The organism is Paraburkholderia sp. MM5477-R1, assembly GCF_050436385.1.
In the GTDB taxonomy this organism is placed as follows: Bacteria; Pseudomonadota; Gammaproteobacteria; order Burkholderiales; family Burkholderiaceae; genus Paraburkholderia; species Paraburkholderia tuberum.
The window spans coordinates 1,881,908-1,908,228 of sequence record NZ_JBNDMC010000006.1 but is presented as its reverse complement, the minus strand read 5'-3'; the positions used below and the strand labels follow the sequence as shown (position 1 = coordinate 1,908,228).

Sequence of the window (26,321 nt, the reverse complement as noted above, 5' to 3'; positions counted from 1 at the left end):
GTTCAGAGTTTGTCGCGCAGCAAGTCGCGCAATAGCATGGGAGTCAGTGGATGACGGTCGGCAACGACGCCAAATGGCGCCAGCGCATCATTGACCGCGTTGGTCAATGCGCCGATCGCTCCCATCACCCCGCCTTCGGCCATCCCCTTGATGCCGGCCGCCGTCGACTTGCCAGGCGTATGCAGCGGGATGATCTCGAAGTTGGGCAATTCAGTTGAAGTAGCGATCAGGTAGTCGGCGAGTGAGCCGGTCACGTTCTGTCCTGAGTCGTCGTAACGCATCTGCTCGAACAGCGCGCCCGACAGTCCCATCGCCACGGCGCCATGCTGCTGCCCTTCCACCACGGTGGGATTGAGCAGCGTGCCGCAGTCTTCGGCGACGACGTAACGCGCGATGCGGATTGCGCCGGTCAAGACGTCCACCTCGATCTCGCATCCATGAGCCGCATTCGAATAGGTCATGGCCGGAGGGTCGTAAGTCAGGTGAAATTCGAGGCCCGGCGTCAAACCTTGCGGCAACGCGGTGGGATCCAGATACGCACGGCGGGCGACGTCGGCGAGCGTCAACCCCGTGTCGATCCACTCGTCCGCGCGACGACGCTCGATTCTCGCGTCGATCAGGCGCAGCGACTGCTCGTCAGGCAAACCAAGGCAACCGGCGGCGATCGCGAGAACCTTGCGGCGTGCGTCGAGTGCGCACAGGTAAAGCGCGCCGCCGCCTGCCGTGCCGCTGCGGGCGCCACGACTGCCCATACCGTATGGTGCGATATCAGTGTGGCCCATATGAATGCGCACGCTCGACGGCGGCACGCCCAGGCCCTCCGCCACCGCGTTGGCCATCGCGCTCTCATAGCCCTGGCCGCTGGGCCCTAGACCGACCGACGCGTTCACCACCCCGCCTGGTTCGATACGGATCCAGCTTGCTTCGTGCCCCGAACCGGGAATTCCCGCGGCCTTATAGAAGCGCGAACCATACGTGGTCGGTTCGACCACGTTGCACAGGCCAAGCCCCAGGTAATGGCCAGTTGCGAGCGCCGCCTGCTGGCGCTCGCGAAAGCCCGCGTAGTCGAGCGCCGACAGCAAGGCCTCGAACGTCTGGGTCGGCGTGATGTCGTCCAGACATTCTCCCGTAGCAGTGCGGTACGGCAGTTCTGCCGGACTCAGCAGGTTGCGCCGGCGTACCTCGACCGGGTCGAGTGCCAGTTCCCGCGCGATTGCATCCAGCGTGCCGTCCATCACCCAGCTGGTGATGGACATCGGCGCGCGCATCGGTGCATTGCCACATTTATGACTGAGCACGACCTTCACATCGAAAGCGTAGTCCTGCAGCCGGTACGGTCCGCTCAGGATCATCGCAACGACGCGCGCCAGATAGTTGGCAGGAAAGAAGCAATAGGCGCCAAAGTCTTCGCGGAGTTCGAGTTCGAGAGCGAGCAGCGTGCCGCGCTCATCGACCGCTGCGCGGGTGCGGCAGAAGTCCTCACGCGAATTGGCGGCGGCCGTCAGGTTCTCGAGGCGATCCTCACGCCAGCGCACGGGCCGTTTCAATTGGCGAGCCAGCGCAGCAACCGTCAACTCTTCGCGGTACAAGGCGATTTTCTGTCCGAACGCTCCACCGACATCGGGCGAAATCACGGTCACCTGAGACTCGTCGAGCTTGAGGCGCTGCACCAGTTGAGTGCGCAAAGGATGTGGCACCTGCGTTCCAATATGGAACGTCAGGTGGTTCCGTCCGGCGTCCCAGACCGCTGCACAGCCGCGGGTTTCGATCGGCACATGGGTCTGGCGCTGCTGCTGGAAGGTCGCTTCGACTATCCGGAAGGCCCGGCTGTTGGCGCGCTCAGGGTCGCCATGCACGTAGGTCTGGTGCGAGACCAGGTTGCCTGGCACGGCCGGGTCGACTTGCGCCGCGTTGGGTGCGAGCGCCTGCCACATGTCTGTCACCACGGGCAGCGGTTCGAACTCGACGAGCACCTGCTCGGCGGCGTCTTCAGCGAGGTACCGATCCGTCGCGACGACGCAAGCCACAAGATCGCCCTGAAAACGCACTATGTCCACTGGCATCGTCGCAAATTCGACGGGCTTCAGTCCTTCGACGGGTGGTGCGACACGGAACGGTGTAGTCCACTGCGCGAGTTCCACGCCCGTGATGACGGTTACGATGCCGGGCATTGCGGCGGCGCCGTGAATATCGATGGAGACGATCCGCGCATGCGCGTGCGGCGAGCGAACAAAGCACACGTGAAGGACACCGGGTATCTCGATGTCGTCGAGATACCGGCCATAGCCGGTCAGCAGCCGATAGTCTTCGGTGCGAGGCGTCGCTTTGTTGAAATAACGAAACGTCTGCTCAGCCATCGACCGTCTCCGCGCGCATCCGCTCGGCCGCGAGCAGGATCGCCCGCACGATGTTCTGATATCCGGTACAGCGGCACAGATTGCCCGACAGCACCTCGCGCACCTGGGCCTCGGATGGCCACGGGTTCTCGCGCAGGTACGCTTCAAATGTCATGACGATGCCGGCCGTGCAGAAACCGCACTGCAGACCGTGGCACTCATGCAGCGCCTGTTGGAGCGGCGACAGACGACCGTCTTGCGCTACCGCCTCGATGGTCGTGATCTGCGCTTCATCCATCTGCACGGCGTAAGCCAGACATGAGCGTGCCGGGCGGCCATCGATCAACACGGTGCATGCGCCGCACACCCCGTGCTCGCATCCGACATGCGTGCCCGTCAGCCGGCAATCTTCCCGCAGCACATCGGACAATAGCTTGCGAGGCTCGCAATGCACATCATGGCGCGCACCGTTCACACTCAGATAAATTGCTGTCTTTTCCATGAACGGCCTAATCGGGTTGCGTAACGCCGGCGGTTATCCGCTGCAATGCTCGCGCGATGAGCGCCTTGACGAGATCGCGCCGATACGCGGCGCTAATACCTGGCTGATCGTGCACCTCGACGGCGTTTGCGACTGCCTCGGCAATCCTGCCGACGCTCGGCGCATCGGCCGTTTCGCCGACGAATCCCGCAGCGAGGTCGTCAAGCACCAGCGGCACATCTGCCACACCGCCTACGCCGATCCGCAACGAGGCGAACCTGTCATCCGCGAGCACGGCGGTGACAGCGCAAGCCGCGATCGCGAAATCGCCGTGCCGTCGGCTAAATGCTTCGAAGGCATGCCGCTCGCCGGACAACGCCGTCGGAAAGCGCACCGTGCGAATGATTTCGTCAACCGCCAGATCGGTGGTCATCACCGCGATCAGAAACTGTGCCGCCGACACCTCCCGGCTGCCGGCCGGCCCGACAATCTCGATGCGTGCGCCTAGCGTGCTCGCAATGAGCGGTAATTGCGCCGCGGGGTCCGCATGCGCGAGACTGCCGCCGAGTGTCCCGCGCTGTCGGATGGCGTAATGTCCGATCGTTGCCGCCGCTTCAGCCAGTAGCGGGCAAGCAGCGCGTACTGTGTTGCTGGTGGCCAGCTCGTGATGGCGCGTCATGGCGCCGACCGCTAGCGTATCGGGTTCAAGCGTGACGCCCTTGAGTTGAGGCAGCGCATTCAGATCGACCAGGTGCGCCGGTTGCGCGAAGCGCATATTCATCATCGGCGCGAGGCTTTGTCCTCCGGCGATCAGCTTGGCGTCAAAACCGTGAAGAGCAAGAAGCGACAGCGCGTCGTCGAGCGTGCTCGGCCGGTGATACGAAAATGCGGTGGGCTTCATACGCGTTGCGCCCGCGGACTCCGGCCGCAATTCCGGGCGAAGACCGGCAACCCGCGACAGCCCCCGCCCGCCGGTAACCGAGGCAATCGACGTCGGCCATTCCCGATTCGCTTGACGCTGCTCATGAGTCGCTCCAGCCGCGCGTGCGGCGCTGTTCACCCCGTTGGATAGCTACTGCTTCAGCCATCGCATTGGCAACGAGGATATCGCCGATAAATTAAATCGTCAATTGACGACTACATTTCCATGAACAGGCTCGACGTCGATCCAGCATGCAAGCTCGTGTATTTGCCTGTTTGTAAGGGAAATCGCGATGTGGCGTTTTTTTATCGGCCGTTTGATCGGCGCCATCCCTGCCTTCATGCCCCTCCCTTGTGAACGGGTTTTTCAAATACGTCTTCACATGACGATTTATGATTTGATAGAGTACATCGTCCGCAAGCATGAACCGGTGTCGCCATGCTCCCGGTCTAGCCATGCACTATGTCAGTGCCATCGCGAAGCGAGCTTCATCTGTGACTACCGGCATCGGCAAATACCCGCGCCAGGGCGTTTGCGAGTCTGCCACTCAACCCGTATCGGTTCTCCGCTCATGTCTTTGTCAAGCCGTCAATCGGTCATCATCGCGTTGATCGTCGCCAGTGCCTATTTCATGGAGAACCTGGACGCTACGGTGATTGCGACAGCGCTGCCCCACATGGCCGCTACGTTCGGCGTCACGCCCGTGAGGTTGAGTATCGGCATGACCGCCTATCTGCTCGCGCTCGCGGTTTTCATCCCGATCAGCGGCTGGGTGGCGGATCGCTTTGGGCAACGCTCTGTGTTCGGTAGCGCCATCGTCGTGTTCACGGGCGCCTCGATACTTTGCGGACTCAGCAACGGTCTCGTCGAATTCACAGTCGCGCGGATCCTGCAGGGACTCGGCGGTGCAATGATGGTGCCGGTAGGCCGGCTCGCGGTGCTGCGCAGCACTGAGAAGCGTCATCTGATGCGCTCGATCGCCTACATTACCTGGCCCGGGTTGGCCGCACCGGTGCTGGGTCCAGCGCTGGGCGGCTTTATCTCGACCTATTTCAGCTGGCGGTGGATCTTTTTGCTGAACGTACCGATCGGTCTGCTGGGTCTGGCGCTGACCGCCACCTTCATTCCGAACTACCGCGAATCCAGCCGCCGGCCGTTCGATGTGCCCGGATTCGTGCTTAGCGGAGTCGCGCTAACCTGCCTCATGTATGGCATGGAACTCGTTGGGCAACCACATGGCGACTGGCACATCACGGTCGCGGCCCTGACGGGTGGCGTGGCCGCCGCGGCCTTCGCGGTACGGCATTTCCGGCGTGCCGAACATCCGCTGATCGATCTTGCGCCGTGGCGAATCCCGACCTTTCGCGTGACCCTCGAAGGAGGTTCGTTGTATGTCGTCTCGGTCAGCGTTTCGCCCTTCCTGTTGCCGCTGTTCTTCCAACTCGGTTTCGGGCTGAACGCGTTCGCCGCCGGTTTGCTCGTGCTCGCTTACGCGGCCGGCAATCTGGCCATGAAGACCGTCACCACGCCCATTCTCAAGCGCTTTGGTTTTCGCAAGGTAATGATCGTGAATGGCCTGCTCACTGCCGCCACCATCGCCCTGTGCGCCCTACTCTCGCCGGACACGCCACGCACGCTGATCATGCTGGTGCTGCTGATCGGCGGGCTATGCCGATCGATGCAGTTCACCAGCATCAACACGCTCGCATTCGCGGATGTGCCGCCAGCGCGGATGAGTTCGGCGAGCACGTTTTTCAGCATGGTCCAGCAGATGACCATCGGTCTAGGCATCGCATTCGGTGCGATCGCGCTGCATGCTGCAGTCCTGATACATGGCGGCCACGCGCAGCTTTCGCTCGCTGACTTCCGGGTCGCGTTTCTGCTTGTCGCGGCGTTGGTACTGATCTCCATACTCTACTTTATCGGCATCGAACCCGACGCCGGCTGCGAGGTTAGCGGCCATGCGCAAGCCGCATCGCAGTAGTGCGGAAATTGTATCGAGCGCATTGACGGCTACCGATCCAAATTAAACAGAGAGAGTCCGTGCAGAATAACCCGGGTACGCCGCTCACCGCTGCGCATCTCACGCTGCGCCAGGTCGGCGCTACGCAGTAATGTGGAGGGATGCGATCAGCTTTCCGGAAGGTCCCGAGCGAGTTTGGCAGAACCATTTTTCGAAAAGCGTAAGAAGAATACGACGGGGTTGCCTTCAATGACGGAAATAACCGCCGTAGTCAGCGTCAGGATTGCGGATATCACGCGTCTGACCCACATATTCGGCGAGGAATCGACTCAACAGGCTCTCACTCAGTTCGGCGAGGAAGCAACGGCTTTGCTAAAGCGGTTGCTGGATCAGCATGAGGTAATTGACCGATATCGTTCTGATGTCGACGGACATTGCTCTGCGTGTTTCCGTGTCCTGTCGGGAGGCTTGCCGCGTGATGCCAGCGAAGCGGCGCAGGCCATAGAAAAGGCAGGGCGTCATCTGATTCGCGAGCGGCTACCTGCTATTTTTTGGCGGCGGGACAGGCGCCCGGATCAGCTACGGTCTGTCGGTGTTGGTTTTGCCTTCCGAAGCAGTCTCGGGAGATGCCAAAGCATGTTGGCTTCAATGGACGAAAGATCGATCGAGGTTCCAAACCAAAAAACCAAGGCGGAAGACCGCCGCTTCCTGCTGAGCGGAAACTCGTTCAGCGTTCGATCCGGCTGACCGCCTCACAGTGGGCAAAAGTCGATGCATACGGCCTATCCTGGCTGCGCCAGCTAATCGAGCGCGCCAAACCACCAAAAAGATTGCAGGAGCCTGGAGAACAGACGCCTGACGATTGATCCAAAAAAGAGTCGGCGAGGCGAACAAACCTCGCCGACCGAAAATGCCCCGGCTTTACGAGGGTCGCCGGGACAGGAGGGCCAAACCTTGATTAAAAAATTACTTGCTGCTCGCGACGCGCACGCCTGACGAGACAGGACCGGATACCCCCGAACTACCGTGCTGCGTCGAATTTGCCAGCTGATTCACGAAGGAAACGACTTCCGGCCAGTGATAGAATTTCGCCCACGCGAAAGCCGCGATCAGTACCGACGCCGTAGTCAGCGCGAACACTTTCCACGTGCGCCGTGGTCGCGGTTTTTCGTCTTTCGCAGCAGCGAGTGCTGCGGCAATTGATGAAGACGGTTTGATCGTGCTCGTGAAGCGGATATCGTTGACGAATACCTTTCCGGCTTCGAAGCGGTTGTGCGACGGAATTTGCGCCAGTTGCTGCGCCGGTTTTGCTTCTGCGCTGACGCGTGGCCGCTGCGGTTCGAAGTCCGCAGCTACAACCGCGAGCCGCACCGATACCCTGTCGAGAAAAACCTGCACATCTGGTTGCAGGTAGCCGAGCGCATCTATCGATCCTTCGTTCAGATGGTCCGCAATCGTCGCAAGCTGCGACGCGAACAGCCCCGGCAATTCCGAAATATCGGCCTGCTCGATCAGCACGTGATGTTTGATTAATCCGCCGAGAATCGCGGCGCAAATGCATGTCAATGCGCACGTAGCCTGCGCCGGTACGCCAATTTGCGTGGCGACGTGATCACTCAGCACGCTCGCATCTCTGCCGGTCGCGCGAGCCACGAACGTGAAGCCCGCGTGTTCAAGCTCTTTCAGTTGACCGGTCGTATCGACCAGCTTTGCGCACTCGTCGTCAATGCGCGGGTTGATATCGCGCGACATCAACGCGCCGAATACCATGACAGTTTCCTCGCGCCCTTCCGATGATCGCGCAGCAAGCGCGGCAATCAGAATCGATCCGGCACGGCTGAAAACGTCCGCGATTGCGGGCGCAGGCAATCCGACTTTCATCGCGATTTTTTCACGAACGATATCGTCAGCGCACGCACCCAGTGCGGTGGAAAGATTGATCCGTTTCAATGCAGGCTCCCCGTTGCGTTTTCTGTTTGCTCAACCTGCGTTTCGTGACTGAGCGCGAGCACGGCAAGATCGCGCGTCAGCGCTTCGAAAACAGGCGTCCAGTCGCCGTATGTGGATTGGCGGTAAAGGCGCGTGTTTGCGTACCACGGACTATCCGTGCGCTCCGTCATCCAGACCCAATGCGGATTAACGTCGAGCAGGACCCACGTAGGGACGCCCAGGCCGCCCGCCAGATGCGCAATCGACGTGCACACAGTGATGACGAGATCGAGGCCGCTGACGACTGCTGCTGTGTCGTCAAACGATGACAATTCCGCAGCCGGATTTGCGACAGTCAGGCCCGCGCCGCGCAGATGCTGCACGTCCGTTTCCGCGTCCATCTGCAGATTCACGAACGTGACATGGCTCATGCCTGCAAAGGCGCGTGCGTAATTCAGCGGATCAACCGAACGCAGTCCGTTGCGCTGATGGGTTTTGCTGCCGCTCCACACGAGGCCAACACGCAATTTCCGGTCGTTCGGCAGATACTTGCTCCACGTCTGGACCTTCTGCGGATCGGCTTTCAGATACGGTTCGTCGGGCAAATCGTTGAGCGTCACGCCGAGTAGAAAAGGCAGACTGCCCACGGGCAAATGAAAATCGAAATGCGGCAGCGGACGCTGGTCGTGCGGAATGATTGTCGGCACTTCATCACCGAGGCTGCGTGCAAAAAGCATTTGCAGACTGCTGAAACAGCAATAAACCAGCTTGCCGCCCTGCTGTTCCACGAATTCAGCGACAGCCGGGACAAAACGCACAAACTGCAATGCATCGCCGTGCCCCTGCTCGCCCCAAACGAAAATCGTTTTACCCTTCAGCGCTTCGCCGTTCCAACGTGGCGCGGGGATATTCGGCACGACATCACGCAGTTCCGGCGAACCGCTCCAGCGCGCCTCGTGATTTCGCCAGCCGTTTTCGTAGTCGCCGAGCAGCAATTGCAGCATGGCGATAGTCCAGATCAGCGAAGGATTTTCCGGATTGAAGCTCAGCGCCCGCTGCGCGATTTCGAGTGCGCCGGAGAACTGTTGCAACTCGCGCAGCACGTACGAATATGTCTGCAACGCGCTGACGAGATTCGGCGCGAGCGCGCATGCCCGTTCGGCTGCAACCAGGCTGTCATTGAGCTTGCCGGTTTTGAGCAGCACAGACGCAAGATTTGTCCACGCCAAGGCGTGATCCGCGTCTTCAGCAAGTGTCGCTTCGAAAAGCTGACGCGCCTCGTCGTACCGATTCAATTCGAGATAGGCAGCGCCGAGGTTGTTGCGCAGCATCGGCAATTTCGTGTTCAGGCTGAGGGCCTTCTGGTATGCATCGAGCGCCTGCGCATGGCGTCGCGTCTGCTGATACGCGAGCCCGAGGCGAAACCAGTTCCCGGCATCGGCGCCGAAATGCTCACAAAGAGTGATCGCGATATTGATGGCGTCATCGCCCCGCCCCATGCGCGATGAAGAATCGAACCAGTCGATGAGCCACACGTCGCCGCGTGCGCCGGTATTCCACGCGCGCTGAAACCATTCCTGCGCATCGGCATCGTTGCCGAGCCTGATCGCCACGCGCGCACGTTCGACAAGCGCATCTACATTGTCCGGTTTGATGCTGAGCGCCTTATCGAGCAGTTGCCGTGCTTGCACGAGCCGCCCACGCAGAATCATCAAGCGGCTGCACGCGATCAACACTATCGGCTCATCCGACTCCATCGCGCGCTGCGCATCGAGCAGTCGTGACGCGCCAATCAGATCGCTGCGCGTGATTTTATTTTCGACATCGCCGAGCCATTTCATTTGCGCGTCCGTCACTTGCTTCCCCGTCACTTGTGTCAGCGTCATTTCGATGCGCTCCGGAAAGTCTGTTGCGGACGGATGGCCGATTTCTCCGCAAGCCGACCAATCAGCCCTGCAAAAGCGTCATCGTTCTTTTTGCCCTGCATCGCTTTGCGCATCGGTTCGCGCGCTTCGTCATAAGACGGAACCACCGTAGCGCGTCGATCATTGAGGCGCGCAACGATAAAGCTGTCGCCGACGCGAACAGGCGTGCGCGTGATTTCGCCGGTCTTCAACGTCGCGATAACATGCGCGAGCGGCACCGGCACACCTTGCGTGTGACCTTCTGTGATCGGAGTGTTGAAGCTGACCCATGCCGTTTGCGCAGCACTCGCCTGCGTGCGTGCAGCGACCTGATCAAACGAATCGCCGCTCTGAAGCAGCATCAATGCGAATCGTGCTGTCGGCTCATCGGCAAACACCATCTGGCTTACCTGATACTGATACGGCCCAAGTTCGCTGATGATTTCGTTATAGCGTTGGCGCACCTCGGCATCCGTGACCGGTTCAGCAGACAGATGCCGCGCAACGTACAGCCGATTTTCGGTATCGATTTTCGCTTTCTGCATTGCGGCGCGAACCGGTTCCGTGTTGCCCAAGCCTTCGCGCTCCGCTGCCTGACGCAGCAATTCACGCGCAACGAGCCCCTGCAGAATTTCCGGTCGCATCGTTTCGGGACGGCCTGTCATCGCTTCCTCTAATTCGAGGCGATGCACGGCCACGCCGTTGACCGTCGCCACGGCATCATCAGAAGCTGCGAGCGCCGTCGGCACGTGAAGTCCAGCCGCGACGATTGCCAGAACCATCAAACCCGTCACGCGCGGAGTACGTACGTTTTGCATGTGTGTTTTCCTCATCTGTGTTTTTTTCACGTGTGGTTTTCTGGGTAGGCCGCGACTAGCGCCGCGAGCAATTCGTCGTAACGGGCAATAAGCGGTTCGTGCGTGGCAAGGAAAGGTTTGATCGCTGCGCGCTGACGGGCGCGATACGTTTCCCAATTGCCGTTATGGTTTTTGATCGCGTGCACAAGCTGCTGCGTACCTGCATCCAGATCGCTTTCCGGATAGAAGTACCCGACTTCCTTGCACAGATGCGCGTTATGCACGAGCGCATATCCGTTCCAGGCCGCATCGAAATAGAAATAGTTCAGCGCGAGGCCCCATTGATGCGACACGACGATGTCCGTGTGCTCAGCCAGAAATTGCGGCGTATCATGACGGCCAACGAAGCTGACCTTGCTGTCGCGCACCAGGTCCAGGTAATGCGCGATGCCGATAAATTCAGGACACGAGCGCGCCAGATGTTCAGCGTTCGTCACGTGTACGTAGCCGAGTTTTTCGCCAACCTGCCGATATGCACTTTCTGCAATCAGCAGCGGATTCAGGCAGAACTTCAGCACGTCGATATTCGGTTCCATGATCGATATGCGTGCAGGCCCCTTACCCGGCCTGTATTCGCCCGCGAACGGCATTTCTTTCGTACGCATGTTGAGGCACATCGAGTCCCACACGAAAGGCACAGGGACGACTTTATGACGCCGCAGCACGCCGAGAAAGCCTGCGCTTGTCTCCATCACCTGCGGAATCACCCAAACCTGGTCATAGTTCTGGTTGATGAAAACGTGATCGGTCAGACGCCGCCCGAAAATCATCGCCTCAGTCATCTGCACGCATTCAGGCCCGCAGCAGTAGCTAACGATCTTCGTACCACGTGTTTTGAGATAGGCCGTCTGCTCGTTGCTGATCTGGCCGCCCAGCTCGATCAACACATCGAGACTGTCTTTTGCATCCGCGAACGCACGTGTCGGGAAGCGGTTCAAATCCCACGGCAGCGCGGAAGTAACGGCCACGTTCGTTGTGTTGACGAGCGTTACCTCGTGACGCAGCGGCGAATGCCGAAACAGCTTCGCCAGATACAGCGCGTTCTGCTTGATGCCGTTGACCCACAGACTTTCAGCTTCGTGGTGAAGCCCAATCGTGATACCGATTCGTAATTTTCGATTCATACTTCCCTCCTACTTTTTATAAGGTCAAACGGTTCAGGCAGTGACGACCGCCGCGATTGCCGCGCTGTACTGTTCGATATTTGCGGGCGCAAGCGGATCGAGCGTCGCGAGAAATGCCTGTGCTCTCGCCCTGTAGTCATCGAGGCTTGCGTCGTGAACGGCGAACGCTTCACGCAGCGCGAGGGCTCCCCCTTCGCAATCGAAATCCCCGTACCGATAGCCGCAGCCGCCCAACAAATCCGAGTTGTGGATCAGCGGATAACCGCCGTGCAGCGCTTCGTAATAGACGTAGTTCTGCGTGTTCTCCCACGTGTGCGAAACGATGGCGTCCGCTTGCCGCGTGAGAATCTCGTGAACCGGCAAACGCGGCTCGAATGTCGCGCGGCCCTGCGTGACGAGATCGAGGCTGCGAGCAAAACCGACGAACTGCGCATCATTTTTCAGATGCATCGTGTTGAAGAAACGCGCGTAGTCGATCAGGCCCGGTTGCTGCCGATGCGCAAGGTCTGCGAGTAGCATCGGAATATGCGACGTTTTTACCATGCAGATATTCGGTTCGAGCACGGCGAGCCGCCAATTCGACCGACCCGGCTTGTATCCGAACGCACCATTTGCCGCACGCTCAACAAGCGCAGGGCTCCACAGGTGTTGCATCGCCTTCACTGGCGCACGCAGTGCCGTTTCGTAATAGCTCGCGCAGGTTTTTTCGAACCCAGGCAACGTCCAGATTGCACTGTAGGGCGTGCCTGACACGAGCATTCCATGTGGCAGACCGAACATCATTCGCTCTATGTCGATCACGTAATCATTTGCTACGCGCATGCCGATGACATGACGACCTTTCTCGCAGAAACTGCGCGCCCAATCCGGATTAAGCTGCGCGCTCAGTTCGACAATCACGTCGAGCTTTTCTCGCGCCGTATCGAGGTCGATCACGGGCACAGGTGCGAATTCGAGAAATTGCGCTGCTGCTGCCGGATCGCCGTCGCCGCCGTTGACCAGGTACGCGGCTTCGACGTTGGGCGAATGCTTGAGCAGCATCGCCAGGAAATAGCAGTTCTGAAAAATGCCGTTTTCCCAAATGGACTGCTGGCCTTGACGCAGATAAATGGTCACGCCGACCTTTAGCTTTTTCATACTGCCACCCCCGCCTTTCTGGCAGTCAGGGCGAGCAGCAGCCGCGCGTACGCTGAAGCGTTGGGCGGTGCATGTGGTGACAGCGACGCGAGGAAGCTGCGCGAACGCTGCAGGTAATATTTGTGGTGCGCGTCGTGTGAGCGGGCGCGAAGAAGCTGCGCCGCGCCGGCTTCGATGTCTGAATCCGGATAGTAGTAGCCGTATCTTTCGAGCCACGGCGAATTGTGGATAAGCGGATACCCACCGTACAGCGCATCGAGGTACAAAATGTTCTGGTCGTTCTGCCATTGATGCGCGATCACGGCATCGGCATGCTGACTCATGAAACCGGCGAAATCGTGCCGGCCATCGAGCCGCACACGCTCCTTCCGGTTCAAATCCATCGAGCCGAGCAGAAAGGAGAACGACGGATGATCCTGCATCTTCACGCTGTTCAAGACGTGCAGGGATGTGACGGCATCCGGTTCCGCGCGGAAGGCTGCTTCAGCGATCAACATTGGAATCACGCAGCATTTGACGACTGAAATGTTCGGCTCAAACACGGCCGCGCTCAGACTGCGACGTATCGGCTCGCCAAGGGCAGGCCGCGATTCGTAGCCGAACTTGAGTCCGGCTTTTTCGACAGCCGTGATTCGCTGCTCGATAAATGTGCTGTCCCACAGAAACGGCACTTCGACAACCGGACAGCGATGCAGCGTGCGCATCATCGGAATCAACGCACGATCCTTGCCGAGAATCCAGATTTCATCGCAACGTGTGGCGCGCGAGAAATAGCCGTCACGTTTGAAAACGCTTGGTTCGATCAAGCCCACATACGGCTGACCGCAGCAGAAAAAGACAACTTTCGAACCGCGCGCGCGAGCGTAGTCGAGCCATTCGACATCGAGGCCCCCGCCCATTTCGAAAATCACATCCGGCAGTTCGGCCAGCTCACGCGGGGCGACGAGCGGCACGCCGTTTGCAAGTGCTTCGGCTTCTGGCGGCAAACACGGCTGATCGCCGCAGTTCAGAAGCACAATATCTGTCACAAAAGGCAACTCCCGCAGCAGTTGCACAAAGTAAAAGATGTTCTGCCCTAACCCGTTTTCCCATATGCTCTGCCCCGCGTGCGTGAGCACAGAAATCCCGATCTTCATTTCCCGTTTTCCCTCTTTTTAGTCTGTCGGTCCTTTCGCGCTAAAGCGTGCTCATTTCTTTTTATGCGCGAGCGTCGTTGTTCATTCGAACGCTCGCGCGAACAGCGCATTTGCGGTAGTACCCGTGCAGCATTTTTCTATTCGAGCGTGATGTCCACCCGCCGATTTTTCGCACGGCCTGCGGCTGTCGCATTGCTCGCGACCGGACTGCTTTCGCCGTAGCCGTGCACGTTGAATTTCTCCGCCCTCAAGCCGTGATCGCGCAGATACTTCTCTACCGACTGCGCACGCCTTTCGGATAGGTCCTGGTTGTGTTCAACGGAGCCAGTCGAATCCGTGTAGCCGTTAATCGTGATCGCCCTGAAAACCGTCCCGTTCGCAGCTTCAATGAGAACATCAAGTTTTTCGCGCGCCTCTGCTTTCAGCGTCGATTTATCCGTGTCGAAATTCGCGTCACTGTCGAGCGTGATGCGTTTCGGTGGAGCAACCGGTGCAACAACAGGCGCAGGAACAGGCGCGGGCTTCGCTACAATGGGTTGCGCAGGCTGCGGCGGCGTCGCGCATTGGAAAGTGAGACTGCGCACGTCACGCGGGTTTTGATCGTCGCCCAAAGGCGCAACCTGCTCGATAGGCTGCATCTGCTTTTTGCCGCAGATTTCTTTCGCCTGTGAAAAACAGGCGTCCTGGCCTTCGAAGAGACCGTGACAATCGACGCGGAATGCCTGCTGACCGTTCGGCAGACCGACCGAATATGCATTCCAATGGGGAGCCTGCGAAGTCGAACAGGCCGCGAGCAACACGGCGGTGAAAGCAACAAGCAGAAGTTTTGTTGACATTTTTTCCTCGGTTTTTGGATCGGCTTTTTTCTGCGCGGGACAGACTTGTGAAATCCATCCCGCGCAGGTTTCAACCCGTTATGCGCAAGCAGCCGTTACCACTGATACGACGCGCCTACGCCGTACGAACTGCCGGCGCTGCTGATGCCCACACCGCCCCGAACCTTCAAGTTGCTCGTAATGCGTGCGGTGAAGCCGATTGCGGTCGCACCGTAGCCCTGATAGCTCGCCCCGCCAATTCCGACCGAAAGCGTCTTGCCTTGATCGACATCCGGAATCATCGTGAGAGCCGTAGCCGCAGCAACGCCGCCGTATGCCTTGCGGGCAACGGAATTGATGCTGTTGTTCAGGCTGTTCTGCACGCCTTGCAGTTGGGACATGTTCACGCCATCAGTCGGGTTGATACCCGGCGCGACGTTCGTCAGGCGACGTTCGTTACCAGCCGAACCGAGGGAAACGGTGTTGTCCTCATCCGCGACCGAGCCCTTGCCAAGCGCAACCGAATCGCGCCCGCTTGCAACCGAACCCACACCCAACGCGGTCGAGTTATCTCCGGATGCAGTCGAACCGACACCCATAGCGCTCGAATTCACGCCGGTGGCATTCGCGTTGTAGCCGACCGCCGTTGCAGCGGCCCCAGCGGCGTTTGCGTTGTTGCCAAATGCCGAAGAATTCGTGCCCCCGGCAGTGGCGTTCACGCCCACAGCGATGGCATTAAAGCCCGTTGCACCATCGTTGTTGTAATTGCTGCCCTGGATACCGTTGTCGTTGATGCTCAGGTAGTGCGACGGTTTCAGGGTCGAAATCACCGTGGACAGCGAAGACACATTGCTGTTCGTCGTGGACAGGCCCGTCGAAAGCGAATTGACGCTGCTCGTCACAGTCGAAAGTCCGCTCGAAGTCGAAGTGCTCAACGACGACAAACCGGTACTCGTGGACGTGCTGAGCGACGACACGCCAGTCGAAAGCGAACTCGTTGCCGTAGACAGCGAACTGGTTGCAGTCGAAGTCGAAGTCGAAAGCGAATCCACATTGCTCGTGACCGTCGAAAGTCCGGTGCTCAAGCTCGAAATACCTGTCGAAGTCGAAGTGGACAGCGACGAAATACCGGTACTCAAGTTCGAAATGCCCGTGCTCGTGGAAGTCGAGAGCGAACCGATTGCCGTGCTCGTGGACGTGCTCAACGAATCCACGTTGCTCGTTACAGTCGAAAGACCCGTCGAAAGCGACGACACACCGGTGCTCAAGCTGCTGATGCCGGTCGAAGTCGAAGTGCTCAACGAATCGATTCCACTTGTCACGGTGGACAGACCTGTCGAGAGCGAACTCAGACCGGTTGACAGAGAGCCGATGCCGGTTGACGTGGACGTACTGAGCGAATCGACGCTGCTTGTCACAGTCGAGAGACCCGTCGAAGTCGAAGTTGAAAGCGAATCAACGCTGCTCGTGACAGTAGACAGGCCCGTACTGAGGCTGCTAATCCCTGTCGATGTCGAAGTCGAGAGCGACGACACACCCGTGCTCAAACTCGAAATGCCAGTGCTCAGGCTCGAAACAGCCGTCGAAGTCGAAGTGCTGAGCGACGAAATACCCGTGCTAAGACTGCTAATTCCGGTCGAAGTCGAAGTAGACAACGACGAAACGCCGGTGCTCAGACCGGATACCGCTGTCGAAGTCGATGTCGAAAGCGAATCAACGCTGCTCGTGACTGTGGACAGGCCGGTACTCAAACTCGATACAACCGTCGAAGTGGAAGTGCTCAACGACGACACGCCGGTGCTCAAACTGCTGATTCCCGTGGATGTCGACGTCGAAAGGCTCGAAACGCCCGTGCTCAGCGACGACAGGCCCGTCGAAGTCGAAGTGCTCAACGACGAAACTGCTGTTGAAGTCGAAGTGCTGAGCGAATCGACGTTGCTCGTCACAGTCGAAAGACCCGTTGAAAGCGACGACACCCCGGTGCTCACGCTGCTGATGCCGCTTGACGTGGAAGTGCTCAGGGAATCCACGCTGCTCGTCACAGTTGAAAGACCCGTGCTCAGTGACGAAACGCCGGTGCTGAGCGAAGACAGTCCCGTCGAAGTCGAAGTCGAGAGCGAACCGATTGCCGTGCTCGTGGACGTGCTGAGGGAATCGACGTTGCTGACGACCGTCGAAAGGCCCGTGCTCAACGAACCGAGGCCCGTACTCGTGGACGTGCTCAACGACGAAAGTCCCGTGCTCGTGGATGTCGAGAGCGACGACAAGCCTGTCGAAGTCGAAGTGCTCAACGAATTTACGTCACTGACGACTGTCGAAAGACCGGTGCTCAAACTGGACAAGCCCGTCGAAGTCGAGGTGGACAGCGACGATACGCCCGTGCTCAGGCTCGATACAGCCGTCGATGTGCTTGTCGAGAGCGAAATAATTCCCGTGCTCGTGGACGTGCTCAGCGAATCAATCGCCTGGTTCGTTTGATAAAGCTGCGAGCCATTGATTGCATCCGTGCTGTTCGCGTTGATTTGACCCGCCGCAACGTTCGTGATTTGACGTTCCGAACCCGGCGCACCAACACTCACTACGCCGACAGGATTTGCACCGGCGAACTGATACGTTGCGCCGCCGATAACTGCGCTCGGAGTCGGATGCGAAACGTCGGTAATCGAGCCTGCGCCAAGTGCAACCGAATTATCGTTTGCAGCATTTGCGCCGTCGCCAATCGCAACGCTGCTTGCGCCCGCTGCTGTGGCGTTCGTACCTGCCGCAATTGCGTTCAGACCTGTCGCGCCATCGTTCGCGTAATTGCCTTGCTGCACGCCGTTATCGTTGACGCTGTAGTAATGCGTCTTTGCGGCTTCGATTGCAGTCGAAGTCGATGTGGACAAAGAACTGATGCCCGTCGATGCAGACGTGCTCAACGACGACACGCCCGTACTCAACGAACCGACACTGCTTGTCACAGTGCTGAGGCCCGTCGAAGTCGAACTGCTCAACGAAGAAATGTCGCTGACCGCAGTCGAAAGACCCGTCGATAACGAACTTACGTTTGTCGAAAGCGAACTTGCGACAGTCGAGGCCGAAGTCGAGAGCGACGAAATTCCCGTCGATGCCGACGTGCTCAACGATGACATACCGGTCGAAAGGGAACTTACGCCCGTGCTCAACGAACCGATATTGCTCGTCACAGTGCTGAGGCCCGTCGATGCGCTCGTGCTGAGCGAATCAACGCTGCTCGTGACCGTAGACAGACCGGTCGAAGCAGACGTGCTGAGCGACGACAGGCCTGTACTTGCCGAAGTGGAGAGTGAAGCCACATTGCTATCCGTTGTCGAAAGGCCCGTGCTCAAGCTCGAAACGCTTGCCGATGTCGAAGTGCTCAACGAAGTGACGTTGCTCGTGACCGTCGAAAGACCCGTCGATGCCGATGTGCTCAGCGACGAAATGCCCGTGCTCAACGAACCGATGCCGCTCGTTACCGTGGAAAAACCGGTACTCGTGGACGTGCTCAACGAATCAACTGCACTCGCGACGGTGGACACACTTGCGCTGACGCTCGAAATTCCGGTCGATGCCGAGGTCGAGAGCGACGAAATACCCGTGCTCAGCGAACCGATGCTGCTTGTAGCGCCCGAAATTCCGGTGCTCAAACTCGATACCGCCGCCGAAGTCGAAGTCGAAAGCGAACCGACATTGCTCGCCACCGTTGACAGACCTGTCGAAGCGGACGTGCTCAACGAAGAAACGCCCGTGCTGAGTGAGCCGATGACACTCGTCACCGTTGACAGTCCGGTACTCGTGGAAGTCGAAAGCGACGAAATACCCGTGCTCAGCGAAGAAACCGCAGTGCTCGTAGACGTGCTGACCGCATCGATTGCCGAGTTCGTCGCGTACAGTTGCGAACCATTAATTGCGTCCGTGCTGTTTTGCGTGACCTGGCCTGCCGCAACGTTGGTAATCTGACGTTCCTCATTCGGAGCGCCGACGCTAACGACACTCGAAGGATTTTCACCTGCATATTGATACGTTGCACCGCCGACCGTACCGCTTGCAGTCGGATGCGAAACGTCAGTGATGGAACCCGAACCCAAAGCTACATCGCCGGTATTTGTCGCGACAGCGCCCGAACCAACGGCCACAGAGTTTGCGCCCGTCGCATTCGCAGTATTTCCGACTGCAACGCCTGCCGCACCAGCTGCGGTTGCGCCTACGCCTGCCGCGAGCGCATTGATGCCTGTCGCGCCGTCATTTTCGTAATTCGCGCCCTGGACGCCGTTGTCGTTGACGCTGTAATAGTGCGTCTTGCTTGCCGAAATCGCTGTAGACAGCGAACTCGTTGCACTGGACAGGCCGGTCGAAAGCGAACCGATGCCGCTCGTCACGGTAGACAGGCCCGTCGAAGTCGATGCCGACACAGAACCGATGCCGCTCGTGATCGTGGACAGGCTGGCCGAAGTTGCAGTGCTCAGTGACGACAGGCCGGTCGAAGCCGAAGTGCTCAAACTCGAAACGCCGGTACTGAGCGACGACACGCCAGTCGAAAGTGAGCTTACGCCTGTGCTCAACGAGGCCACATTGCTCGCGACCGTCGAAAGACCAGTGCTTGTCGAAGCGCTCAACGAAGAAATACCGGTGCTTGTGGAAGTCGAGAGCGAGGACACGCCGGTCGAAAGGGACGACACGCCAGTGCTCAACGAAGAAACACCCGTCGAAAGCGACGACACGCCAGTGCTGAGGCTAGAAATTCCCGTCGAAGCCGAAGTGCTCAGGCTCGATACACCTGTGCTCAACGACGAAATTCCCGTCGATGCGCTCGTGCTCAACGAAGAAACACCCGTGCTCAGCGACGACAGGCCCGTCGATGCAGACGTAGACAACGATGCGACATTGCTGTCGGTTGTCGAAAGCCCGGTCGAGAGCGAATTGATTCCGCTCGTGACAGTGGACAAGCCGGTCGATGCAGAAGTGCTCAACGACGAAATTCCCGTCGATGCGGACGTGCTAAGCGACGACAAACCGGTCGAGAGTGAGGAAACGCCAGTGCTCAAAGACGATACGCCGGTCGAAAGCGAAGAGACACCCGTGCTCAACGACGAAACGCCCGTGCTGAGGCTCGAAACTGCCGTGCTCGTGCTCGTGGACAGCGACGATACGCCGGTGCTGAGGCTCGAAATGCCGGTCGATGTCGAGCTCGAGAGCGCATCAACAGCGAGATTAGTTGCATTCAGTTGCGAGCCGTTAATCGCGTCTGTGCTGCTCGCGTTCACCTGGCCTGCTGCAACGTTTGTGATCTGGCGCTCCAGGTCCTTCGTGCCGACGCTTACAACGCCCGTGGGGTTCGCGCCTGCGTATTGGTATGTATTGCCACCGACCGTCCCGCTCGAAGTCGCAACGGCATTTTTCGTCAAAGCTCCGTTGCCGAGCGCGACAGAATTTGCAGTCGATGCTGTTGCGCCATTTCCGATAGCGATTGAATTTTGCGTCTTTGCCTGCGCGTTGCCGCCAAACGCTATTGCGCCATCGGTCGAAGCAGCCGCGCCGCTGCCGACTGCAACCGAATTGTTTCCGGATGTCGATGCGTTATTTCCGAAGGCTGCATCGCCATCGCCGGATGCTGTCGCGCCATGGCCCAACGCGGTCGAGTCGTTGCCGCTCGAAACCGAATTCTGTCCGATTGCGATGCCACCTGTTCCGTTTGCTTGTGCACTGTTTCCGACTGCAACTGCGCCATCACCAAGCGCGCTCGTGTTGTAGCCGATTGCCGCCGATGCATTTCCTTGTGCTACAGCACCGACACCCGCAGCGATTCCATTTACGCCGGTTGCACCGTCGTTGTTGTAATTCCCTCCCTGAACGCCGTTGTCGTTCACGCTGTAGTAATGCGTTTTGCTTGCGGAAATCGCAGTAGACAGCGAGCTTGCTGCTGTCGAAGCCGAAGTGCTCAGCGACGAAACGCCCGTGCTCAGACTGCCGACGCCCGTCGAAAGTGAACCGATGCCGGTCGATGCACTCGTGCTGAGCGATGCGATATTGCTGACCGCGCCGGACAGGCCCGTCGAGAGCGAACTATTTGCCGTCGATGTCGAAGTGCTCAACGAACTGATCGAATTCGACACTCCGGTCGAAAGGGAACTGAGCCCCGTGCTCGCGGAAGTCGAGAGCGAGGAAAGTCCCGTGCTGAGGGACGATGCGCCCGTGCTCAACGAACTGATGTTGCTGACGGCACCGGACAAGCCGGTAGACAGCGAGCTATTTGCCGTCGATGTGGAAGTGCTCAAAGAGCTGAGGCCGGTCGATGCCGATGTGCTCAGCGAAGACAGGCCGGTGCTCAACGACGATACGCCGGTCGAAAGTGAGCCGACATTGCTTGCGATCGTCGAGACGGAATTCGACAACGAACTGATGCCGGTCGAAGCCGAAGTCGAGAGCGAGCTTACGCCCGTTGAAAGTGACGAAGCGACCGTGGACAGACTGGAAATCCCCGTCGATGCGCTCGTGCTCAATGAGGAAACGCCGGTGCTCAACGAAGACACACCAGTAGACAGCGAATCGACGCTACTTGCGACTGTGGACAGCGAATTCGACAACGACGAAATTCCGGTCGATGCAGAGGTCGAGAGCGACGAAACGCCGGTACTCAGCGATGACACGCCGGTCGAAAGTGACGAAGCAACTGTGGACAGGCTAGAAACGCCCGTGCTCAATGACGAAATTCCCGTCGATGTACTTGTCGAAAGCGAATCAACAGCTTGATTCGTTGCGTTAAGCTGCGAACCATTTACGGCATCCGTGCTGTCTGTACTGAGTTGCCCTGCCGCAACGTTCGTGATTTGTCTTTCCGCATTTTTCGCGCCGACACTGACGACACTCGTCGGAGCCGCACCAGCGAAGTCATAGGACTTTCCGCCGATGGTTGCATTCGGAGTCGGATTTGCAGCAGCCGTGCTCGAACCGCTGCCAAGTGCAACGTCCCCTGCATTTGTTGCGACAGCAGCCGAGCCCAATGCGATCCCGCCATCCGCCGCCGCAGTCGAAGTGCTGCCGAGGGCAAGCGAGCCGGCTCCGGTTGCGCTGTTCGAATTACCGAGTGCGACTGCGCCTGTTCCATTCGCTGTATTGTTTGCGCCAATCCCCACCGCGCCCGTACCTGAAACCGAACCCGGATCGCCGATTGCAACTGCACCATCGCCGTTTGCGGTTTGCTGATTTCCGATTGCGACTGCACTACCGTTGAGCGCCTGCGATTTATAGCCCATCGCTACGGAACCGGGTCCCGCAGTTGCCGCGACCGTATTGCTGTCGCCGACAGCCACGCTCGAAGCGGCCAGCGCCTGCGAATTGTTGCCGACTGCTGTTGCGCTCGCGCCCGAAGCGGATGCGCCAACGCCCGCCGCAAGGGCATTTACACCGGTCGCACCATCGTTGGTGTAATTCGAACCTTGCGTGCCGCCGTCGTTCACACTGTAGTAGTGCGTTTTGTTCGCATCGACAACGGTGCTTAGCGACGAGACGTTACTGTTCGTCGTTGAAAGACCCGTGGACAGACTGCCGATGCCGGTGGATGCGCTCGTGCTGAGGCTCGAAATTCCCGTCGAAGCAGAAGTCGAGAGCGACGAAAGTCCGGTAGACAGTGAACTGTTCACCGTGGATGTCGAAGTACTCAACGAATTCAGCCCGCTCGCGACGGTCGAAATAGAACCCGACAATTGCGATGCGCCGGTACTGAGCGACGAAATTCCGGTCGAAGCCGATGTGCTTAGCGACGACAGACCCGTCGAGAGCGAGCTGACGCCCGTTGAAAGTGAGCTTGCGACAGTCGATAAGGAACTCACGCCGGTTGATAGTGACGATACCCCGGTCGAAAGTGAACTGGCAACAGTCGAAGCGGAAATCGAAAGGCTTGTGACGTTGCTGTTCGTTGTCGAAAGACCCGTGCTGAGCGACGACACGCCCGTCGAAAGCGACGATACGCCCGTGCTCAGGCTAGAAATTCCGGAACTCGTGGACGTGCTGAGCGAATCAACAGCTTGATTCGTTGCGTTCAATTGCGAACCGTTCACGGCATCCGTGCTGTCTGCGGTGAGCCGCCCCGCTGCAACATTCGTAATCTGACGCTCCGCGTCCTTTGCGCCGACGCTCACGACGCTCGCCGGTTTTGCGCCTGCGAACGCGTAAGTGTTTCCGCCGATGGTGGCGTTTGCTGTCGGATTCGCTGCGCCAGTGATCGAGCCGGAACCAAGCGCGACATCGCCGTCATTTGTCGCAATCGCTTTTGCGCCCACTGCGACCGAATTCGCGCCCGTACTATTTGCTGTGTCGCCCAACGCCACACCGCTCGCGCCTGCCGCTGTAGCGTTCGCGCCGACAGCAATTGCATTTACGCCGCTTGCGCCGTCGTTCGCGTAATTGCCTTGTTGCGTGCCGTTATCGTTGATGCTGACGTAGTGTGATTTGCTCGCCGAAACGATAGTGCTGAGCGACGACACATTACTGTTTGTCGTGGACAAGCCGGTCGAAAGCGAACCGATGCCGCTCGTCACGGTAGACAAACCGGTGGATGCGGAAGTCGAAAGCGAGCTAAGGCCGGTGCTTGCCGAAGTCGAAAGGCTCGAAATTCCCGTGCTCGTGGAAGTGCTCAACGAGGAAAGACCGGTGCTCAACGACGACACGCCTGTGGATAAGGAACTGACGCCCGTTGAAAGCGACGACACGCCAGTGCTAAGGCTCGAAATTCCCGTCGATGTGCTTGTCGAAAGCGATTCGACAGCCTGGTTCGTGGCGTCAAGCTGCGAACCGTTGACCGCATCCGTCGAATTTGCGTTCAGTTGGCCAGCGGCCACATTCGTGATTTGTCGTTCAGCACCTTTATCGCCAACGCTGACGACGCTTTTCGGGGTTGCGCCCGCAAAGCCGTACGATTTTCCGCCGATAGTTGCGCTCGCAGTCGGATTCGCTGCCGCAGTTACTGAGCCCGAACCCAAAGCCACATCGCCTGCATTTGTTGCCGTCGCCTTCTGACCAATCGCGACGGAATTTGCTGCTGCGCCGTTCGCTGCATCGCCGAGAGCCACCGCGCTTGCGCCCGCCGCCGTGGTATTTGTACCTATGGCAAGTGCATTTACGCCGCTTGCTCCGTCGTTCGCATAGTTGCCCTGCGGAGTGCCGTTGTCATTGATGCTCATGTAATGCGACGGTTTCAAAGTCGAAATCGCCGTGGACAATGAAGACACGTTGCTGTTTGTCGTGGACAGACCCGTGGACAAACTGGAAACGCCGGTACTGAGCGAGGAAATTCCCGTCGATGTGCTTGTTGAAAGATCATTGACGGCGAGGTTTGTCGCGTTGAGTTGCGAGCCATTGATTGCATCCGTGCTCGTATCACTGATCCGGCCTGCGGCCACATTCGTGATTTGACGTTCGGTGCCTTTAGCGCCTACGCTAACAACGCTCGTCGGCGCGGGTCCGGCAAATGCATACGACTTGCCGCCAATCGTGCCTGTTGGCGTGGGGTTCGCAGCGGCAGTAACCGAGCCGGTCCCCAATGCAACGCTATTCGCGTTCGCAGCGGTTGCGCCCTGACCGAGTGCCATTGCACTAGCACCTGAAGCGACCGACGCCGCGCCAATTGCTACGGAATTTCCGCCGACAGCCGATGCGGTATTTCCGAGCGCAAGATCATTGATAATCGTTGTGTTGCTGTCGATGCCCGCAACTGAGTTGGTTCCTGCCGCGAAAGAATCGTTGCCGTTTGCTTTAGCGCCCGAGCCGACAGTCACCGAATGCGCGCCTGCCGAAACCGCTGCCGCGCCGATTGCGGTGGCGTTCGTGCCTGCTGCCGTGGAATTCGTGCCGATGACCACCGCATTGATACCAGTCGCCGCCCCGCCATTGGAAATAGCGACGGAATTCGTGTTGCTGCTGATTGCGCTCTGACCGATTGCCATCGCGCCCGCACCGCTTGCCGTAGACGAGGTGCCGACTGCAACCGAATTTCCGCCGACAGCCGAAGCGCCATTGCCAAGCGCGATATCGTTAGCGATTGTCGTGTCACCTGCTACACCTGCGACTGCGTTTGTGCTACCCGCAAAAGAATTCGCCCCGTTTGCCATTGAGCCGAAACCAGCTGCAAGCGAACCGGCACCTGAAGCCGTGGCGTTTTCGCCCAAGGCTGTCGAGTCATCACCGACACTCCGTGCTTTTTTGCCTACGGCTGTACTGTCCAATCCGGCAGCCCCCGCATTAGCGCCCACTGCTGTTGTGTAATCGCCGGTTGCGTTCGCACCTGACCCCGCGACGGTCGAGGCTGCACCTGATGCGGTGGCGAACACGCCAAATGCAGACGCATTCGTATTGGACGACGTAGAGAAATTACCCAACGACAGTGCTGCCATTGCGCCCGACGCTGTAGAACTATTGCCGAACGCCATAGAGCCTGTGCCCGACGCAGTTCCCAGGAACGCAAAAGAATTGATGCCTGAAGCTGTCGAACCATAACCAACTGCAACGGCCCGGTTCCCTGCAGCCAAAGCCGTAGACCCGATCGCGACCGCATTTCCTCCGGTTGCTAACGCGGTTGAACCGAGCGCCGCACTCCCGATTCCGGAAGCTGTCGCGGCTGAACCGAGCGCCATACTTGCCGAAGCGTTAGCGGTCGCCGAGTGGCCGAGCGCGACTGCATCCGGTACGGTTGCCACCGCTGCCGCGCCCATCGCCATACTCGCGCTTCCCGAAGCTGTCGTTGCTGCTCCGAGGGCTATCGAATTACCGCCAGTTGCGCTAGCGTTCGTGCCGAGCACAATGTCATTCACGACTGTCGCGTCGCCTGCCACCCCCGCGACCGAATTTGTGCCGCCCGCAAAAGAATTGTTCCCGTTCGCTGTTGCGTTCAAGCCCTCAGCGACTGCGTTATTCCTAATCGCTGAAGAATTCATCCCCAAAGCCATACTTGCCGAACCGCTAGCAGTCGCGTTGTGCCCGAGCGCGATTGCACCCGTTTGCGACGCTTCCGTACTCGCACCTAATGCAAGCGAAAAATCGCCGTCCGACGATGAGGCAACGCCAATTGCAGCACTGCCGTCGCCTCCCGCGCTCGCCGTCGATCCGATTGCCGCGCTGCTATTTCCGCTTGATCGCGAATTAGAACCGACCGCAACAGCGCCCACGTTATTCGCACGCGCCGCTGTGCCGACAGCGGCAGCACCTTGCGCCGCAGCGACTGCAAGATATCCGACCGCTGTCGAATTTACGCCTGAAGTCGTGGTATTTGCACCGAGAGCAGTTGACCCGGAACCCGAGGCAGTTACACCGCAGCCGACAGCAACAGTCAGCAGTGCTCCGGCTGGCGATGACTGACTACATCCGGTGCCGGGATATAAAGCGGTTTGTGCTTCAGCCTCATCTGGCGTCATCAGCGAGCCGCCGAACATGACGGTCATTGCAACGGCCATGAGCGTAAGCGGCACGCCATTTACCTGATAAGGCGCGTGCGCTGCGTCACTCACAACGCCGCCTGCGCCCTTCCCTTTTCCGTGCGCCGTGTCTAGTTCAGAGACAGCGACGAAAGCCCCTAACGATTCATTCCAGATCGTCCGATAACTTATGTTCATTTTCAGCCCGCCTCTTTCAAAGGTTTTTCTTTAAACATCGTCAAACACACGCACATCTCCTGCGCAGGGGGCATCCCTCGCCGATGCGATTAGTAGTATTTGTTAAATCGAAAA

At 58.8% G+C, this 26,321-nt stretch carries 13 protein-coding genes and 5 pseudogenes; 3 read left to right on the top strand and 15 right to left on the bottom strand.

The annotated features are described in order from the left end of the window. Positions 1 to 2: 2 nt before the first annotated feature. From OKW35_RS27180 to OKW35_RS27170, 3 genes are read right to left on the bottom strand one after another with little or no spacing between them, the layout of a single operon-like run. Positions 3 to 2,357 carry a xanthine dehydrogenase family protein molybdopterin-binding subunit gene (locus OKW35_RS27180; RefSeq protein WP_429553642.1) on the bottom strand — a complete coding sequence of 785 codons (2,355 nt, stop codon included), beginning with the start codon at positions 2,355 to 2,357 and terminating at the stop codon, positions 3 to 5. Further along, positions 2,350 to 2,838 (bottom strand): (2Fe-2S)-binding protein, encoded by a 489-nt coding sequence (locus OKW35_RS27175; RefSeq protein WP_429353603.1) that lies wholly within the window; start codon positions 2,836 to 2,838, stop codon positions 2,350 to 2,352. Before OKW35_RS27175 ends, OKW35_RS27180 begins: the two co-directional genes overlap by 8 nt. 7 nt (positions 2,839 to 2,845) lie before the next feature. Continuing rightward, a complete protein-coding gene (locus tag OKW35_RS27170; RefSeq protein ID WP_429402997.1) occupies positions 2,846 to 3,718 on the bottom strand; it encodes an FAD binding domain-containing protein in 873 nt (290 codons plus the stop codon). Positions 3,719 to 4,310: 592 nt separating this feature from the next. On the opposite strand from OKW35_RS27170, the gene OKW35_RS27165 reads away from it, so the two are divergent. Continuing rightward, positions 4,311 to 5,723: a DHA2 family efflux MFS transporter permease subunit gene (locus OKW35_RS27165; RefSeq protein ID WP_184060289.1), complete on the top strand. Its 1,413-nt coding sequence runs from the start codon at positions 4,311 to 4,313 to the stop codon at positions 5,721 to 5,723. A gap of 174 nt (positions 5,724 to 5,897) precedes the next feature. Continuing rightward, positions 5,898 to 6,449: a hypothetical protein gene (locus OKW35_RS27160; protein WP_429553641.1), complete on the top strand. Its 552-nt coding sequence runs from the start codon at positions 5,898 to 5,900 to the stop codon at positions 6,447 to 6,449. Positions 6,450 to 6,668: 219 nt separating this feature from the next. Here the strand turns inward: OKW35_RS27160 and OKW35_RS27155 are convergent, their stop codons facing one another. The 11 genes and pseudogenes from OKW35_RS27155 to OKW35_RS27105 form a co-directional block, all read right to left on the bottom strand. Then, positions 6,669 to 7,652: a hypothetical protein gene (locus tag OKW35_RS27155; protein WP_429553640.1), complete on the bottom strand. Its 984-nt coding sequence runs from the start codon at positions 7,650 to 7,652 to the stop codon at positions 6,669 to 6,671. Beyond that, complete coding sequence (locus OKW35_RS27150; RefSeq protein WP_429553639.1) at positions 7,649 to 9,517, bottom strand: tetratricopeptide repeat protein; 1,869 nt, start codon at positions 9,515 to 9,517, stop codon at positions 7,649 to 7,651. The genes OKW35_RS27155 and OKW35_RS27150 overlap by 4 nt, the downstream gene beginning before the upstream one ends. After that, entirely contained in the window at positions 9,514 to 10,353 is an 840-nt protein-coding gene (locus tag OKW35_RS27145) for a peptidylprolyl isomerase (protein WP_429553638.1), read from the bottom strand. Before OKW35_RS27145 ends, OKW35_RS27150 begins: the two co-directional genes overlap by 4 nt. A gap of 26 nt (positions 10,354 to 10,379) precedes the next feature. Beyond that, on the bottom strand, positions 10,380 to 11,516 hold the full coding sequence (locus tag OKW35_RS27140) for a DUF2827 domain-containing protein (RefSeq protein ID WP_429553637.1): 1,137 nt from the start codon (positions 11,514 to 11,516) through the stop codon (positions 10,380 to 10,382). Positions 11,517 to 11,549: 33 nt separating this feature from the next. Further along, complete coding sequence (locus OKW35_RS27135; protein WP_429553636.1) at positions 11,550 to 12,653, bottom strand: DUF2827 domain-containing protein; 1,104 nt, start codon at positions 12,651 to 12,653, stop codon at positions 11,550 to 11,552. Continuing rightward, a complete protein-coding gene (locus OKW35_RS27130; protein WP_429553635.1) occupies positions 12,650 to 13,789 on the bottom strand; it encodes a DUF2827 family protein in 1,140 nt (379 codons plus the stop codon). Before OKW35_RS27130 ends, OKW35_RS27135 begins: the two co-directional genes overlap by 4 nt. Before the next feature lie 137 nt (positions 13,790 to 13,926). Next, positions 13,927 to 14,589, bottom strand: coding sequence for an OmpA family protein (locus OKW35_RS27125; RefSeq protein ID WP_429553634.1), 663 nt, complete (start codon positions 14,587 to 14,589; stop codon positions 13,927 to 13,929). A 131-nt stretch (positions 14,590 to 14,720) separates the two neighbouring features. After that, positions 14,721 to 15,041, bottom strand: a pseudogene (locus OKW35_RS27120) (YadA-like family protein); the annotation flags it as partial. Between the two features lie 36 nt (positions 15,042 to 15,077). After that, a pseudogene (locus tag OKW35_RS27115) lies at positions 15,078 to 19,094 on the bottom strand (beta strand repeat-containing protein); the annotation flags it as partial. A gap of 726 nt (positions 19,095 to 19,820) precedes the next feature. Beyond that, positions 19,821 to 20,306 (bottom strand): annotated as a pseudogene (locus OKW35_RS27110) (YadA-like family protein); the annotation flags it as partial. Positions 20,307 to 21,134: 828 nt separating this feature from the next. Then, positions 21,135 to 24,368 (bottom strand): annotated as a pseudogene (locus OKW35_RS27105) (beta strand repeat-containing protein); the annotation flags it as partial. On the opposite strand from OKW35_RS27105, the gene OKW35_RS27100 reads away from it, so the two are divergent. Next, positions 24,292 to 24,534 (top strand): hypothetical protein, encoded by a 243-nt coding sequence (locus OKW35_RS27100; protein WP_429553633.1) that lies wholly within the window; start codon positions 24,292 to 24,294, stop codon positions 24,532 to 24,534. The pseudogene OKW35_RS27105 and the gene OKW35_RS27100 overlap by 77 nt on opposite strands. Here OKW35_RS27100 and OKW35_RS27095 read toward each other — a convergent pair. Next, positions 24,438 to 26,207: pseudogene (locus tag OKW35_RS27095) on the bottom strand (ESPR-type extended signal peptide-containing protein); the annotation flags it as partial. The gene OKW35_RS27100 and the pseudogene OKW35_RS27095 overlap by 97 nt on opposite strands. Between the last annotated feature and the right edge of the window lie 114 nt (positions 26,208 to 26,321).

What these genes read in the sequence shown, in the direction of transcription:
- OKW35_RS27180 (WP_429553642.1), bottom strand. Translation starts at nt 2,357, where the DNA reads ATGGCTGAGCAGACGTTTCGTTATTTCAACAAAGCGACGCCTCGCACC.
- OKW35_RS27175 (WP_429353603.1), bottom strand. Translation starts at nt 2,838, where the DNA reads ATGGAAAAGACAGCAATTTATCTGAGTGTGAACGGTGCGCGCCATGAT.
- OKW35_RS27170 (WP_429402997.1), bottom strand. Translation starts at nt 3,718, where the DNA reads ATGAAGCCCACCGCATTTTCGTATCACCGGCCGAGCACGCTCGACGAC.
- OKW35_RS27165 (WP_184060289.1), top strand. Translation starts at nt 4,311, where the DNA reads ATGTCTTTGTCAAGCCGTCAATCGGTCATCATCGCGTTGATCGTCGCC.
- OKW35_RS27150 (WP_429553639.1), bottom strand. Translation starts at nt 9,517, where the DNA reads ATGACGCTGACACAAGTGACGGGGAAGCAAGTGACGGACGCGCAAATG.
- OKW35_RS27145 (WP_429553638.1), bottom strand. Translation starts at nt 10,353, where the DNA reads ATGCAAAACGTACGTACTCCGCGCGTGACGGGTTTGATGGTTCTGGCA.
- OKW35_RS27140 (WP_429553637.1), bottom strand. Translation starts at nt 11,516, where the DNA reads ATGAATCGAAAATTACGAATCGGTATCACGATTGGGCTTCACCACGAA.
- OKW35_RS27135 (WP_429553636.1), bottom strand. Translation starts at nt 12,653, where the DNA reads ATGAAAAAGCTAAAGGTCGGCGTGACCATTTATCTGCGTCAAGGCCAG.
- OKW35_RS27130 (WP_429553635.1), bottom strand. Translation starts at nt 13,789, where the DNA reads ATGAAGATCGGGATTTCTGTGCTCACGCACGCGGGGCAGAGCATATGG.